Genomic DNA, 15,229 nt, shown 5'->3' on the forward strand with positions numbered 1-15,229 from the left:
CGGCGTGTTTCTGGACAACCCGGTTCGGAGTGGGCCCGAGCCCAGATCAGGACTCGTCCGGAGGCGTGATGTTTTCCTCCGCCGCCCACTTGCGCAGCTCGGCGATCGCCTCGTCGTGGTCCAGCGGACCGCGGTCAAGGCGCAGCTCCTTGAGGTACCGCCACGCCTTGCCCACGAGCGGGCCTGGTGGCAGGCCGAGCAGCCGCATGATCTCGTTGCCGTCGAGGTCCGGGCGCACGCGTGCCAGGTCCTCGTCGGCGGCGATCCTGGCGATCCGCTCTTCGAGGTCGTCGTAGGTGCGCTGCAGCGCGGCCGCCTTGCGCCGGTTGCGGGTCGTGCAGTCGGCGCGGACCAGCTTGTGCAGCCGGGTGAGCAGCGGGCCGGCGTCCGTCACGTACCTGCGTACCGCCGAGTCGGTCCACTCACCCTTGCCGTAGCCGTGGAACCGCAGGTGGAGGTACACGAGCTGGGCGACGTCCTCGACGATCTCCTTCGAGTACCGCAGCGTGCGCAAACGCTTGCGGACCATCTTGGCGCCCACGACCTCGTGGTGGTGGAAGCTCACGCCGCCACCCTCGACGAACTTCCGGGTCGGCGGCTTGCCGATGTCGTGCAGCAGGGCGGCGAGCCGCAACACCAGATCCGGGTCGGTGTCCGGCTCTTCCAGGTCGATCGCCTGCTCCAGCACCACGAGCGAGTGCTGGTAGACGTCCTTGTGTTGGTGGTGCTCGTCGATCTCCAGCCGCATCTCGGGCAGCTCGGGCAGCACGTGGTCGGCGAGGCCGGTGTCGACCATCAGCTCGATCCCGCGCCGCGGGTACCGGCCGCAGAGCAGCTTCGACAGCTCCGCCTGGATCCGCTCGGCGGTGATCCGCTCGATCTCGCCCGCCATCTCGCGGATCGCGGCGAGCACGCGCGGCGCGACGGTGAAGCCGAGCTGGCTCACGAACCGGACCGCGCGCATCATCCGCAGCGGATCGTCGGCGAACGACTCCTGCGGGGTGGCCGGCGTGTCGAGCACCCGCCGTTGCAGCGCGCCGCGGCCGTCGTGCGGGTCGACGAACTTCTTCGTCGCCATGTCGATGGCCATCGCGTTGACCGTGAAGTCGCGGCGCACCAGGTCGTCCTCGATCGTCTCGCCGAAGGAGACCTCGGGGTTGCGGCTCATCCTGTCGTACGCGTCGGACCGGAAGGTGGTGATCTCCACCGTCGCCCCGCGCTTGGCCGCGCCCATGGTGCCGAACGCGATGCCGGTGTCCCACATCGCGTCCGCCCACCCGGTCAGCAGCTCGCGCACCCGCTCGGGCCGCGCGTCGGTGGCGAAGTCGAGGTCGTTGCCCAGCCGGTCCATCATCGCGTCGCGCACCGTGCCGCCGACGAGGTACAGCTGGTGCCCAGCTTCTGTGAAGCGGGTCGCCAGCTCGTCGGCCACAGGAAACTGCACCTGTTCCTCCGATTCACGGGTACTCGCGTCGATGGTGTGGGTCAGTGACGTGGACGATGACACGAGGAACGAGCGTAACTGCCGCTGATCGGGCAACCCGGACGCCGTCCCCGCATTACGATCAGAAACATGCCCCCGGCGTCCGGCAGGTCGCGTGGCGCCCGGTCGGGACGCCGCGGCAGGCGACGCGGGCGCCGCATGGCGGCGGTGGACGAGACGTCGGCGGGCGGGGTAGTGATCAACACGGCGCGCGACAAGGTCGTCCTCATCGGACGGCTCGACCGGCGCGGACGCCTGTTGTGGTCACTGCCGAAAGGCCACATCGAGGAGGGCGAGACCGCCGAGCAGACCGCCGTGCGGGAGGTCGGGGAAGAGACCGGCATCGTGGGCGAGATAATTCGACCGCTCGGCACCATCGACTACTGGTTCGTCGCGGAACGCCGCCGGATCCACAAGACCGTGCACCACTTCCTCATGGAGGAGCGCGGTGGCGACCTCAGCGACGAGGACGTCGAGGTGACCGAGGTCGACTGGGTCGCGCTGGAGGAGCTGGAGGACAGGCTTGCGTACGCGGATGAGCGCCGCCTCGTCCGCAAGGCGCTCGAGCTGCTCGCGATCCACACGAACGGCCAGGAACTGAACGAGACCGAGGACCTACCGGTCGAGGCTGATGGGGGCTGAGCACCATGACGCGCGGCTGGCGGGCGGGTGCGGCTGTGCTCGCGTCCGCGCTGCTCGCACTGTCCGCACCGCTCACGGCGGCGGAGCCCGCCCGGGCCCAGCCGATCGGGCAGCCGCTGCCCCCGGCGGGCGGTGGGCAGTCGCGCATGGAGCTGACGGTCGAGGACCTCGCCCCCCGGGTGGTCACCGCCGCGACGCAGCAGGTCACGGTGAAGGGCCGGATCACCAACACCGGTGACCGCCCCATCGAGGACATCAGCGTCCGGCTGCAGCGCGGCGAGGCGATCGACTCCGACCGCGACCTGCGCGACGTGCAGAACCAGGCGACCGACACGGCCGCGGGCCCGTTCCAGGACGTCGGCAAGTCGCTCGAACCCGGCGACAGCGCGGACATCTCGGTGTTCATCCCGGTCCGGGACGGCGGGCGGACGCTCGCCATCGAGGAGCCCGGCATCTACCCGCTGCTCGTGAACGTGAACGGCACGCCGGACTACAGCGAGCCGGCCCGGCTCGCGGCCGTGTCGATCCCGCTGCCGGTCCTGTCCGTGCCCGGGGGCGGCCCGGCCGCGAGCCCGAAGGCGGCGCCGCCCGAGGTGACGGTCCTGTGGCCGCTGCTGGACGAGCGGCCGAGGGCACTGCCCGCCACCGACAACAGCACGCTGCTCGCCGACGACGACCTCGCCGACTCCCTCGCCGCGGGTGGCCGCCTGTCCAACCTGGTCAACGTGGTGCGCTCGGCGACGACCGCGAACCCCCAGCTGCTGCGGTCGGTCTGCTTCGCGGTCGACCCGGACCTGCTGGAGACCGTGTCGAAGATGACCGAGGGCTACCGGGTGCGGACCCCGGCGGGCCAGTACGTCACCGGCAAGGGCGCCCAGGCCGCCGCTGACTGGCTCACCAGCGTGCAGGACCTGACCAGGGGCCACTGCGTCGTCTCCGTCCCGTACGCGGACGCCGACCTGTCCGCGCTGTCCCGCGCGGGCGCCGCCGACCTGGCGCAGCTGGCCGTGCCCAGCAGCGCGTCGATCACGGCCCGGCTCCTGTCGGTGCAGCCGATCAAGGACCTCTACTGGCCCGCCGGTGGCACGTACGACCAGAACACGCTGGTGAGCCTCGCGTCGTCGGGTCCGGCGACGGTGCTGGCCGACCCGGCGCACCTGCAGAAGGTCGAAGGCCGCGGCCCGTACACGATCGGCGTCACGCAGACCGCCAACCCGGTGCGCGCGCTGCCGGTCGACTCGCTGGTGTCCGACGCGCTCGCCACCCCGAACAGCCCGCGCGCGCCGATCGGCGGCAACTCCGGCGTCTCCGTGCAGAACGGGCTCGCCGCGCTGCTCTACCGCGCCGCGTTCGACCAGCGGGTCGGCGGCCAGGTGCTGATCGCGCCGCCGCGGCGCTGGCTCGCGTCGAACACCGAGCTGGACCAGTTCCTGTCGCTCGCCGGGCAGCTGTTCGAGCAGGGGTTCACCACCCCGCTGCCACTCGACCAGGCGGTCGCCGCGCCGGACGGTGGCACCGCGGAGAGCCTCTCCTACACCGCTCAGGACACCGCGCAGGAGATCCCGTCGCCGGTCACCGCGGACGTCATGCGGATCAACGCGACCAAGCGGGACATGCTCGACGCGATGGCCGAGGACAACACGACCCAGGTCGACCCGAACGCGCTCCTCTCGCCGCTGCAGTACGGCCTGCTGCGGGGTGTCTCGACCGCGTGGCGCGGCCACACCGACGGCGCCGCCAACACGGTCGCGTTCGTGGAACAGCAGCTCGACGGGCTGCGTGACCTGGTCGTCGTCAACGACCCGGGCCGCCCCTACTCGCTGGCGTCCGGCGACAGCCCCATCCCGATCACGATCAACAACGGGCTGCCCGTCGCGATCGTCGTGCGGATCACGCTGAGCCCGGTGCCCGGCCTGCGCCCGGAGCAGATCCGGGACGTCCGCGTGCCGCCGCTCGCGTCGTCGAGCCAGTGGATCCAGGCCGACGTGTCCCGCGCCGGGCGGTTCACCGTGGACGTCGAGCTGTCGACGCCCGGGGGCACACCTCTCGGGGAGACGGTCCGGCTGGAGCTGAACTCCACCTCGTACGGCATCATCAGCGTGGCCGTGACCGGTACCGCGGGTGCGGTGCTCGTGCTGCTCGTCGGAGTGCGTATCTTCCGCCGGGTCAGGGCGGCACGCGCAGGCGGCACGAGGGCGAATGAGGAAATCGTTGACCCGTAGCGGTGATGTGACCCGGCGCCTCGGGCCACAATCACAAACCGTGGACCCACCGTCGCGGCAGAAGCCACCGTCGCTCGCCAAGGCGAGCGGCTCGATGGCCGTCGCCACGCTCGTCAGCCGGATCACCGGGTTCGTCTGGAAGATCCAGCTCGCGTGGGTGGCGGGCCTCGGCGTGGTCAACGACTCGTTCACCGTCGCCAACACGCTGCCGAACATCGTCTACGAGCTGCTGCTCGGGGGCGTGCTGGCGAGTGTCGTGGTGCCGCTGCTGGTCCGGTCGCAGGACGACCCGGACGGCGGCCAGGCCTACACGAACCGGCTGCTCACGGTCGGCATGACGATGCTGCTGGCGGGCACGGTGGTCGCGGTCGCGCTGGCGCCGCTGCTCACCGGCCTGTACATGGACGACTCGACCGGCAAGGCCAACAGCGACCTGGCCACCGCGTTCGCCTACCTGCTGCTGCCGGAGATCGTCTTCTACGGCCTCTTCGCGCTGCTGTCGGCGGTACTGCAGGCCAAGCACGTGTTCGGACCGACCGCGTGGGCGCCGGTGATCAACAACCTGGTCATCATGGGGACCCTCGGCCTCTACGCGGTCGTGCCCGGCGAGATCTCGCTGAACCCGGTGCGCATGGGTGACGCGAAGCTGCTGGTGCTCGGCGTCGGCGTGACGCTGGGCATCGTCGTGCAGGCACTGGTCCTGGTGCCCGCGCTGCGCAGGACGGGTTTCCGCTACCGGTGGACGTGGGGCCTCGACTCGCGGCTCAAGGAGTTCGGCGGCCTCGCGCTGTGGATCCTCGGGTACGTGGCGGTCAGCCAGGTCGGCATGGTGATCACCACCCGCGTGCTGACCGCGGGCGCGAACGGCGGCGCCTCGATCTACTCCAACGCGTGGCTGCTGTTCCAGCTGCCCTACGGGGTGATCGGCGTGTCCCTGCTGACCGCGATCATGCCGAGGCTGTCCCGGTCCGCGGCCGACGGCGACACCGAGAAGCTGGTGGGGGACCTGTCGCTGGGCAGCAGGCTGTCGACGGTGCTGCTGGTGCCGATCAGCGCCATCCTGACGATCGCGGGCTCCGCGGTCGGCATCGCGTTGTTCGGGGTCGGCGAGGCCGACATCGCCGACGCGGCCCGGCTCGGCGACGCGCTCGCCTTCTCGGCGTTCGGGATCCTCCCGTACGCGCTGGTCATGCTGCAGCTGCGGGTGTTCTACGCGATGAAGGACGCGCGCACCCCCACGCTGATCATGATCGTGATGACGGTCGTGAAGATCCCGCTGCTGTACTTCTGCGCCGACCGGCTGCGCCCGGAGGACGTGGTGATCGGCGTGCTGCTGGTGAACTCGCTCACGTACGTGGTCGGCGCGGTGCTCGGCCAGATGTGGCTGTGGGTGCGGCTCGGCAGGCTGCAGAGCATGCGGGTGGTCAAGGTCATCGTCCAGACGATCGTCGCGGGCGTCGCGGGAATCCTTGCGGCGTGGGGGATGACGCTCGTGGTCGACATGGTGCTCGGCGACGGGGCGGGACCGCGCCTGACCGCGTGGGTCCACCTCGTGGTCCAGGGGCTGGTGACGACCGTGGTGGCCTTCGGCCTCCTGGTCGCGTTCCGGGTGCCGGAACTTCAGCCCGCGACGCAACGAATCACCCGACTGGTGCGTCGCGGGTAGTAGTCAACGACAGGTAGAAAGAACCCACGTCACGTACCCTCGTTTTGGTACTCACAACAACGGAGGGTGTCTGCCGCGCACTGGGCGCTGGGCGGGGAGAGAGCAGTGACCACGAGACGAACCGAGTCCCTGACCGGCGAGTTGCCCCCCGGCGGAGAGCCTGGCGGAGAGGGTTTCCTGCTGCCCGGAGCCGTGATCGGCGACGGCCGCTACCGCCTGCTCGCCCAGTTCGGCCACGACATCCGGGCCGGGGCGCACATGTGGCGGGCCCGCGACGGCCAGCTGCGCCGCGACGTGGCGCTGACCGTGCTCGTCGGCGACCCGCAGGACGGCCCCCACGCGCAGGCCGCGCGCCGGACGCTGGAGCGGGCCGCGCACGCCGCCGCGTTCCACCACCCCGCCACCGCCCGCGTGCTGGACGTGCTGAGCCTCGGCAACGGCATCTCCCCTGGTGAGGGCCTCCTCGGCATCATCGTCGCCGACTGGTCCACGGGCACCGACCTGATCGACGTGATCGCCGAGCACCCGCTGCCCGCCGCCAACGCGGCCAGGCTGCTCGAGCCGCTCGCGTCCGCGGTCGAACGCGCCCACCACGCAGGCCTCGTGCTCGGCGTCGACCACCCCCAGCGCATCCGCGTCGGCACCGACGGCATGCTGCGGCTCGCGTTCCCCGGCCCGCTGCCGGAGGCCGTGCCGCGCGACGACGTCCGCGGTCTCGGCGCGATCCTGTACCTGCTGCTCACCGGCCGCTGGCCCCTGCCGGGCGGCCCGGAGGCCATCCCGACCGCGCCGGTCGCGCCGGACGGCTCGATCGTGCCGCCGCACGTCCTCGCCCCGTTCATCCCCGCTGAGCTGGCCACGGTCGCGATCCGCAGCCTCGAGGACACCCAGATCGGCGGCATCCACACCAGCGCCACGCTGCTCGCGGTGCTCGACGAGGCGGCGCGGTCCGCGGAGCGCACCGAGTTCCTCGGGCCGGTCACCGAGCCCGCCGACGACGCCGAGGGCGGCGCGGTGTGGACGACCCGGCCACCAGCCCGCGACAAGTCACGCAGACGCAAGCTCGCCATCGGCGTCACCACGCTCGCGATCGCGGTCGTCGCGATCCTCGCCTGGCTCGGCACCATGCTCATCGACTTCTTCGGCGAGGACACCGGCAGCGACGGCAGCACGGTCGTCGTCGAGCAGCCGGCCCCGTCCGACGGGAACACCCCCGCGCCCGCGCCGAAACCGGCCGGGCCGCTGCAGCCCGCGTCGGTCGAGGTGTTCAACGTCGGCGGCACCCCGGACAACCCGCGCCGCGCCGGTTTCGCCACCGACGGCGACCCGGGCACCGAGTGGCGCACCGACACCTACAAGGAGCAGTTCCCGGCGCTCAAGCCCGGTGTCGGGCTGATGGCGTCGTTCGCGGAGTCGGTGAAGTTCGCGTCCGTGGTGATCGACTCGCCGAGCCCGAACACGGTCGTGGAGATCCGCACCGCGCCGTCGGGCGAGCCGACGCTCGAGGAGACCAAGGTCATCGGCAAGGCCACGCTGCAGGAAGGCAAGACCGAGATCCAGCTCAACAACGCGGAGCCGACCCAGTACGTCCTCATCTGGATCACCCAGCTCGGCGACGGCAACAAGTCGGCGCTGGGTGAGGTGCAGTTCCTCCGCGCGGAGTGACGTCCCGGCGTCCCTGGCCAGTGGTCGGGGCCACACCGCGAATGGGTGAACAGGGGCCCCCGATATCCTCCTCACGTGACCACCGCTGCCAGCTCGGACGCCGACCTCATCGCGGCACACGCCGCAGGGGATCCGCGTGCCTTCGGTGAGTTGGTCCGCCGGCACCGTGATCGGATGTGGGCGGTCGCCCTGCGCACCCTCCGGGACCCGGAGGAGGCGTCCGACGCGCTCCAGGAGGCGTTCATCTCCGCGTTCCGCGCGGCAGGCTCGTTCCGGGCCGAGTCGCAGGTGACCACCTGGTTGCACCGGATCGTGGTGAACGCGTGCCTGGACCGGGTGCGACGCCGGCAGGCCAGGCCGACCGTGCCACTGCCGGAGACCGGGCCAGGTGAACCGGCCGCACCCCGGGACTCGATGTCCGAACGGGAGACCAAGCTCGTCGTCCAGAAGGCGCTCGGCCAGCTGTCCGAGGACCAGCGGGTGCCGATCGTGCTCGTCGACGTCGAGGGCTACTCGGTGGCGGAGACCGCCAAGATGCTCGGGATCGCCGAGGGCACCGTGAAGAGCCGGTGTGCCCGGGGTCGCGCCAAGCTGGCCAAAGTTCTGGGGCATCTGCGGAACCCCGATGCAGATGCGAACGTCCCAGATGGCGCAGTTGAAGGGCGAGACGTGCCGGTGCGGCGCCGCTGGGAGGGACGATGACGGACAGCACGAGGGGGACCGGGGTGCCCAACGGGCCGCCGTGGTCTGTCGATGTGCTCGCCGACCTGCACGCAGGCGTGCTGGACACAAGGCAGTCCGCGGCGTTGTGGGCGCGGGTCAACAACGACCCCGAGGCGCAGGCCATCCTCGCGGCGCTCGACAGCGTCAAGCACGACCTCGACGCGCTCGGTGACGCCCCGGTCGAGCCGATGCCCGCGCACTTCGCGGCCCAGCTCGACAACGCGATCGCGGCCGAGGCGGCCAGGTCCATGCCCTCGGCGGCCGGCCGAGGGGTGGCGCCGCTCGTCGACATGGCCGAGGCCCGCCGCAGGCGCAACAAAAGGATGGGCTGGGTCGGCGGGCTGGTGACCGCCGCCGCTGCCGTGGTCGCGGTCGCGTTCGTGGCGCTGCCGGGGCAGCAGCCGACGGGCGGCACGGCGCAACCCCAGAACGACAACGGCAACAACAACAGCAACAGCGAGCAGGCGGCACCGCAGGACCTGCCACCGGCCGCGTTGCAGGCCGACGACCTCGGGCCCGCCATCGGCGCCCTGTCGGGCAAGAAGGACTACGGCCCGCTGGACGACGAGCAGGGCCTGAAGGACTGCCTCGCCGACAAGGGCATCGAAGACCCGCAGGTCATCGGCGCGCGCGAGGTGACACTCGATGGCACGCCTGGCGTCGCCGCGCTGCTCGCGCAGGGCGAGGACGGCCACCGGTTCCGGTTGCTGATCGTCAGCCCGGACTGCTCCGGCGACCCCATCACCGACGCCTCGATCGGCTGACCGAAGCTCTCTCTGCCGCGTGTGGGAACGTGTTCCCCGCACGCGGCAGAGCTATGCGCACGGTCACGGCGGACGCGTGGAACAACTGGCACCTACGATCGTGTTACACGAGTGCGCAGCAACCAGCGCCCCGCTTCGGAGGTCTGATGTCCGAGAACGTCCGCGACGTCATCATCGTCGGGTCCGGCCCGGCCGGCTACACGGCGGCCGTGTACGCGGCCCGCGCACAGCTCGAGCCACTCGTCTTCGAGGGCACGCAGTTCGGCGGCGCCCTGATGACCACCACCGAGGTGGAGAACTACCCGGGGTTCCGCGACGGCATCATGGGGCCGGACCTCATGGAGCAGATGCGGGCGCAGGCCGAGCGCTTCGGCGCCGAGCTGCGGGCCGAGGACGTCGAGGACATCCAGCTCGACGGTGCGGTCAAGTACGTCACCGCGAACGGCGTCCGGTACGCCGCGAAGTCGGTCATCCTCGCGATGGGCGCCGCGGCCAGGTACCTGAACGTGCCCGGTGAGCAGGAGCTCCTCGGCCACGGCGTGTCCGCGTGTGCCACCTGCGACGGCTTCTTCTTCCGTGACCAGGACATCGCCGTGGTGGGCGGTGGCGACTCCGCGATGGAGGAGGCCACCTTCCTGACCAAGTTCGCGAAGTCGGTCACGATCATCCACCGCCGCCAGGAGTTCCGGGCGTCGCGGATCATGCTCGAGCGCGCGAAGGCGAACGAGAAGATCCGCTGGCAGCTCGACTCCGAGGTGCTCGAGGTGCTCGGGGACGGCAACGTCTCCGGCGTCAAGCTGCGGAACACGGTGACCGGTGAGGAGTCGGTGCTGGACGTGACCGGCCTGTTCATGGCCATCGGGCACGACCCGCGCAGCTCGCTGGTGAAGGGGCAGGTGGAGGTGGACGCCGACGGCTACGTCCAGGTGCGCCCGCAGTCGACCTACACCAACATCGACGGCGTGTTCGCCGCCGGTGACCTGGTGGACCACACGTACCGGCAGGCGATCACCGCGGCGGGCTCTGGTTGCTCCGCCGCGATCGACGCCGAACGCTGGCTCTCCGAGCACGGTGAGTCGAACGCCCACTCGGCCGCGGAACTCGTCGGCGGCGGCTACGCCCCGACTCAGAACTGACTCAGCGAAGCTTGCGAAGCGCACATCACTAAGGAGAGAACATGGCCGGAAACACCGTGACCGTCACCGACGCGTCGTTCAGCGAGGACGTCCTGAACAGTGACAAGACGGTGCTCGTCGATTTCTGGGCGACCTGGTGCGGGCCGTGCCGGATGGTCGCGCCGGTGCTCGAGGAGATCGCCGCGGAGCACGGTGACAAGCTCACCGTCGCGAAGCTCGACGTGGACGCGAACCCGACCGTCGCGCGTGACTACCAGGTCCTCTCCATCCCGACGCTGATGGTGTTCAAGGGCGGCGAGAAGGTGAAGGAGATCGTGGGCGCGCGGCCGAAAGCGGCGCTGCTGAACGACCTCTCGGACTTCATCTGAACGCCCCGGCAGCGTGACAACCGTTCAACGGCGTACACCGTCTACTTGGTGTGCGCCGTTGACGCATGTTGGGTGAGCGGTTGGACGCGGCACGTGACCCCGCAAGCCGCGTACTTGGCGGCAGGGCACAATAGTGGACCAGCAGCCGTGCTGCGACAGGAATGGCAGATGAGCGCCGACTCGGTCGGTGCACGATCCGAGCGAGGGGTGCATGCGGGTACTCCGCCGCGGTGACGCGGGACCGGCAGTGGCCGAGGTTCGCGCGACGCTTTCAGGGCTAGACCTCCTGCCTGCGGACCCGTCGGCTCCCGAAGACGTGGTGTACGACGAGGCCGTCGAGCACGCGGTGAGCACCTTCCAGCAGCAGCGTGGCCTGATCGCCGACGGCCAGGTCGGCCCGGCGACGTACCGCGCGTTGAAGGACGCCACCTACCGGCTGGGCGCGCGACCACTCGCGTACCTCGTGTCGTCGCCGATCAGCGGTGACGACGTGATGACGTTGCAGGAACGCCTGCTGGAGCTGGGCTACGACGCGGGCCGCGCCAACGGCGTGTTCGGCGCGCAGACCGAGGCCGCCCTGCGGAACTTCCAGCGCGACTACGGGCTGACCGTGGACGGCATCTGCGGTGCCGAGACCGTGCGCGCACTGCGCCAGCTGTCACCCCGCGCGCGGGGTGGCTCGCCGGTGCTGCTGCGTGAGCAGGAGCGGGTCCGCAAGGCCGGGCCGCGGCTGCGCGGCAAGCGCATCGTCATCGACCCCGGTCACGGCGCGGGCGAAACCGGTGTGACGGTGGGCGGGGTCAACGAGGCCGACCTCGTGTGGGACCTGGCGCGGCGGCTCGAGGGCAAGATGGCGGCGACGGGTATGCAGGCGCTGCTGTCGCGTGGCCCCGACCAGTGCCCGACCGATGGCGAGCGGGCGCACTTCGCGAACGAGGTGGGCGGTGACCTGTTCCTCTCGCTGCACTCGGACGCCAACCGCTCACCGCTGGCGCAGGGCGTGGCGAGCTTCCACTTCGGCACCGCGACCGGCAGCACGTCGACCATCGGGGAGACCCTCGCCGGCTTCATCCAGCGCGAGCTGGTCGTGCGGACCGGCCTGCGGGACTGCCGGGCGCACCGCAAGACGTGGGACACGCTGCGGCTGACCCGCTGCCCGGCCGTCCGGGTGGAGATCGGCTACCTGACCAATCCCGACGACCGCCGCCGACTGACCGACCCGTCGTTCCGCGACGTGGTGGCCGAGGGCATCCTCGTCGCGGTCAAGCGCCTGTACCTGCTGGGCCAGAACGACCAGCCGACCGGCACGTTCACGTTCGCGGACGTCCTGCGACACGAGCTGGCGAAGGCCGAGTAAACCGCTGAGCAGAGCTTGCGGAGCGAACATCAGCAATGTTTCACATGAAACAGCCCCCGGGACCGGGTCCCGGGGGCTGTTTCATGTCCTGAATGGCTACTGCTGGAGCACGGGGCTCGCGGTGGACACCGAAACGGTGCCCAGGAGCCGCTCCAGGGCCGCCTCGACGTCTTCCTTCCAGGTGATCGCCGAACGCAGTTCCAGGCGCAGACGGGGCCAACGAGGGTGCGGCCGGACGGTCTTGAAGCCGACGCTCAGGAGGAAGTCGGCCGGGACCACGCACGAGACCTCTTCGTCGGGCTTCGCGTCGCCGAACGCCTCGATGGCCTTCACGCCACGCCGGGTCAGGTCCTTGGCGACCGCCTGGACCAGCATCCGGCCGAGCCCGCCGCGGCGGAACTCCGGCAGCACGTGGAACCCGGTCAGCAGGACCGCGTCCGGGCTGGGCGGTGACGTGGGGAACGCGGCCGACCTCGGCACCGCGTTCGGCGGGGCGTACAGGACGAACCCGACCGGCAGCTTGTCGCTGTAGACGAGCCTGCCGCAGGAACCCCATTCGAGCAGGACGCTGGAGACCCAGGCCTCTTTCTCCAGCTCAGAGGTGCCGAACTCCTCCGCCTGCTCCTTGAGGTGCGGCGCGAGCTCCCAGTACACGCACGAACGGCTGTGCTTCGGGAGATCTTCTAGGTTGTCCAGCGTGACGCCAACGACGCGTCGCGACACCTGACCTCCCACCCTGGCCCGAGCGGGCCTGACCGTGTGCTCAGCCAGGATACGTCCGGTTGGGCGGGAGCCGGAACCGGCAAGGGGTGAATAGGGAGCCGGTTACACTCGATCGACGTACCCCGGCCGAAGAGAGCCCCTCATGTCCCTCGAGCCAGCAGGCAGCAGAAGCCTCGATCCGCACCTCCGCCGTTACGCGGCGCGAGCTGCCGGGATGACGGCCTCCGAGGTACGAGCTCTCTTCGCCGTCGCCAGCCGCCCCGAGGTGGTCTCGCTGGCGGGCGGCATGCCCAACCTGGCCGCGCTGCCGCTGGACTCCCTTTCCGGCGAGGTCGCGAGCATCATCAGCAAGGACGGCCTGGTCGCGCTGCAGTACGGCTCCGCGCACGGGCTGCCTGAGCTGCGGGACCAGATCTGCGAGGTGATGGCCCTGGAGGGCGTCACCGGCCACCCGGACGACGTCGTCGTGACCGTGGGCTCGCAGATGGGCCTGGACATGGTGACGAGGATCTTCTGTGATCCCGGTGACGTCGTCATCGCCGAGGGCCCGTCGTACGTCGGGGCGCTGGGCACCTTCGCCGCGTACCAGGCGGACGTGGTCCACGTGGCCATGGACGACGAGGGCCTGGTGCCCGACGCGCTCCGCGAGGCGCTGCGGGCGGCCGAGTCGGCCGGCCGCCGGGTCAAGTTCCTGTACACGATCCCGAACTTCCACAACCCGGCAGGCGTGACGCTCGCCGTGCCGCGGCGTGCGGAGGTCCTGGACATCTGCAGACAGCACAACGTGCTGGTGGTCGAGGACAACCCGTACGGGCTGCTCGGCTTCGACGGCCAGACCTACCCGGCGCTGCGGTCGATGGACCCGGACAACGTGGTGTACCTCGGGTCGTTCTCGAAGACGTTCGCCGCGGGGCTGCGGGTCGGCTGGGTACTGGCGCCGCACGCGGTGCGGGAGAAGCTGATGCTGGCCGCCGAGTCGGCCACGCTGTGCCCGCCCACGCTGAACCAGATGATCGTGTCGCGCTACCTCGCGACGCACGACTGGAAGGGGCAGATCAAGTCCTTCCAGTCGGCGTACCGCGACCGGCGGGACGCGATGATCGCCGGGCTGGAACAGCACATGCCGCCCGATTGCTCGTGGACCGTGCCCGCCGGCGGGTTCTTCGTGTGGATGACCGTGCCGGAAGGCGTGGACACCAAGGCGATGCTGCCGCGTGCGGTGACCGCCAGGGTCGCGTACGTGTCCGGCACCGGGTTCTACGCCGACGGGTTCGGCAGCAGGCAGATGCGGCTGTCGTTCTGCTACCCGACACCGGAGCGGATCCAGGAAGGCGTGCGCAGGCTCGCGGCCGTGCTCGCCGCCGAGCTGGAGCTGTCGCGCACGTTCGGCCCGATCCACCAGCGGCCGGTGTCCGGTCCTCAGGTGCCGGGCCCGGACATCGCGTAGCCTCCTCTTCCCGCAAGCAACTCACGTCCGCTGTCCACAGTGGACTGTCTGGTCCTTCGAGGGAGTCGAGCTGTGTCCGATCTCGCCGTGGCGGTGCTGTCCGGTGGTCTCTCGCACGAGCGTGAGGTGTCACTGCGATCGGGCAGGCGGCTGTCGGCCGCGTTGCGGTCCTCGGGGCTGACCGTCGACGAGTGGGACGCCGACGCGGCGCTCCTGGAGCGGCTGCGGGACCAGGGGCCGGACGCGGTGGTGGTGGCGCTGCACGGCGTCGAGGGCGAGGGTGGCTCGGTGCAGACCGTGCTGGAGATGCTCGGCGTGCCGTACGTCGGGTCGGACTCGAACGCCTGCCGCCGTGCGTGGGACAAGCCGACAGCGAAGACCGAGCTGGCCCGTGCCGGCATCGCGACGCCGGAGTGGGTGGTGCTGCCGCACAGCACGTTCCGGGAGCTGGGTGCCCAGCCGGTGCTGAACGCGATGGTCGACCGGCTCGGGCTGCCGATGATGCTGAAGCCGGACCAGGGCGGGTCGGCCCTCGGCGCTCAGGTGGTGCGGGACGCGGCGGATCTGCCCGCCGCGATGGTCGGCTGCCTCGCGTACGGGGAGACCGTTCTGGCGGAGCGGTTCGTCGAGGGTGTGGAGGTGGCGGTCGCGGTCGTCGAGGGTGCGGACGGTCCGGTCGCGCTGCCCGCGGTGGAGATCGAGCCGGAGTCCGGGATCTACGACTACACCTCGCGGTACACCGCCGGGCTCACGACGTTCCACCGGCCTGCTCGGCTCGACGATCGCGCGGCCGCCGCGGTGGCGGAGCTGGCGGTGGCCGCGCACCGGCTGCTCGGCCTGCGCGACGTGTCCCGGACCGACGCGATCGTCGCGCCGGACGGGACCGTCTACTTCCTCGAGGTGAACTCGTCGCCCGGGCTGACCGAGACCTCGCTCCTGCCGATGGCGGCGGAGGTCGCGGGGCGCTCACTGGGCGACATTTACGCCGGTTTGATCGAGCGGGCTGTCGCTCGCGCTCGGTAGTTGTTGATCA

Annotated in this window: 13 protein-coding genes; 11 read left to right on the top strand and 2 right to left on the bottom strand. The window is 70.7% G+C overall.

Annotated elements, in window-relative coordinates; all coding sequences use genetic code 11:
* Positions 1-46: 46 nt before the first annotated feature.
* Positions 47-1,444 carry a CCA tRNA nucleotidyltransferase gene (locus FHR82_RS14285; RefSeq protein ID WP_376706405.1) on the bottom strand — a complete coding sequence of 466 codons (1,398 nt, stop codon included), beginning with the start codon at positions 1,442-1,444 and terminating at the stop codon, positions 47-49.
* A 129-nt stretch (positions 1,445-1,573) separates the two neighbouring features.
* On the opposite strand from FHR82_RS14285, the gene FHR82_RS14290 reads away from it, so the two are divergent.
* The 9 genes from FHR82_RS14290 to FHR82_RS14330 all read left to right on the top strand — a co-directional run bounded on the left by FHR82_RS14290 (position 1,574) and on the right by FHR82_RS14330 (position 12,026).
* The gene (locus FHR82_RS14290) at positions 1,574-2,125 is read left to right on the top strand and encodes an NUDIX hydrolase (protein WP_184810868.1); all 552 of its coding nucleotides are present in this window, start codon (positions 1,574-1,576) and stop codon (positions 2,123-2,125) included.
* Between the two features lie 5 nt (positions 2,126-2,130).
* A complete protein-coding gene (locus FHR82_RS14295) occupies positions 2,131-4,347 on the top strand; it encodes a DUF6049 family protein (protein WP_184810869.1) in 2,217 nt (738 codons plus the stop codon).
* Positions 4,325-6,013, top strand: coding sequence for a murein biosynthesis integral membrane protein MurJ (gene murJ / locus FHR82_RS14300; protein WP_184810870.1), 1,689 nt, complete (start codon positions 4,325-4,327; stop codon positions 6,011-6,013). The genes FHR82_RS14295 and murJ overlap by 23 nt, the downstream gene beginning before the upstream one ends.
* Positions 6,014-6,118: 105 nt before the next feature.
* Entirely contained in the window at positions 6,119-7,678 is a 1,560-nt protein-coding gene (locus tag FHR82_RS14305) for a protein kinase family protein (RefSeq protein WP_311771074.1), read from the top strand.
* Between the two features lie 75 nt (positions 7,679-7,753).
* Positions 7,754-8,380: an RNA polymerase sigma factor SigM gene (gene sigM / locus FHR82_RS14310; protein WP_184810871.1), complete on the top strand. Its 627-nt coding sequence runs from the start codon at positions 7,754-7,756 to the stop codon at positions 8,378-8,380.
* On the top strand, positions 8,377-9,165 hold the full coding sequence (locus FHR82_RS14315) for an RsmA family anti-sigma factor (RefSeq protein ID WP_184810872.1): 789 nt from the start codon (positions 8,377-8,379) through the stop codon (positions 9,163-9,165). The genes sigM and FHR82_RS14315 overlap by 4 nt, the downstream gene beginning before the upstream one ends.
* Positions 9,166-9,311: 146 nt before the next feature.
* Complete coding sequence (gene trxB, locus FHR82_RS14320; RefSeq protein WP_376706406.1) at positions 9,312-10,301, top strand: thioredoxin-disulfide reductase; 990 nt, start codon at positions 9,312-9,314, stop codon at positions 10,299-10,301.
* Positions 10,302-10,342: 41 nt separating this feature from the next.
* A complete protein-coding gene (gene trxA, locus FHR82_RS14325) occupies positions 10,343-10,669 on the top strand; it encodes a thioredoxin (RefSeq protein WP_184810873.1) in 327 nt (108 codons plus the stop codon).
* A gap of 211 nt (positions 10,670-10,880) precedes the next feature.
* Positions 10,881-12,026 (top strand): N-acetylmuramoyl-L-alanine amidase, encoded by a 1,146-nt coding sequence (locus tag FHR82_RS14330; RefSeq protein WP_184810874.1) that lies wholly within the window; start codon positions 10,881-10,883, stop codon positions 12,024-12,026.
* A gap of 96 nt (positions 12,027-12,122) precedes the next feature.
* Here FHR82_RS14330 and FHR82_RS14335 read toward each other — a convergent pair whose 3' ends face one another.
* Positions 12,123-12,749 (bottom strand): GNAT family N-acetyltransferase, encoded by a 627-nt coding sequence (locus tag FHR82_RS14335; RefSeq protein WP_184810875.1) that lies wholly within the window; start codon positions 12,747-12,749, stop codon positions 12,123-12,125.
* 142 nt (positions 12,750-12,891) lie between these two features.
* Between FHR82_RS14335 and FHR82_RS14340 the strand changes: the two genes are divergently transcribed.
* A complete protein-coding gene (locus FHR82_RS14340) occupies positions 12,892-14,196 on the top strand; it encodes an aminotransferase-like domain-containing protein (RefSeq protein WP_184810876.1) in 1,305 nt (434 codons plus the stop codon).
* 72 nt (positions 14,197-14,268) lie between these two features.
* Positions 14,269-15,219: a D-alanine--D-alanine ligase family protein gene (locus tag FHR82_RS14345; RefSeq protein WP_184810877.1), complete on the top strand. Its 951-nt coding sequence runs from the start codon at positions 14,269-14,271 to the stop codon at positions 15,217-15,219.
* Positions 15,220-15,229: the final 10 nt, after the last annotated feature.

The organism is Actinophytocola algeriensis (genome assembly GCF_014203735.1).
Taxonomy (GTDB): Bacteria; Actinomycetota; Actinomycetes; order Mycobacteriales; family Pseudonocardiaceae; genus Actinophytocola; species Actinophytocola algeriensis.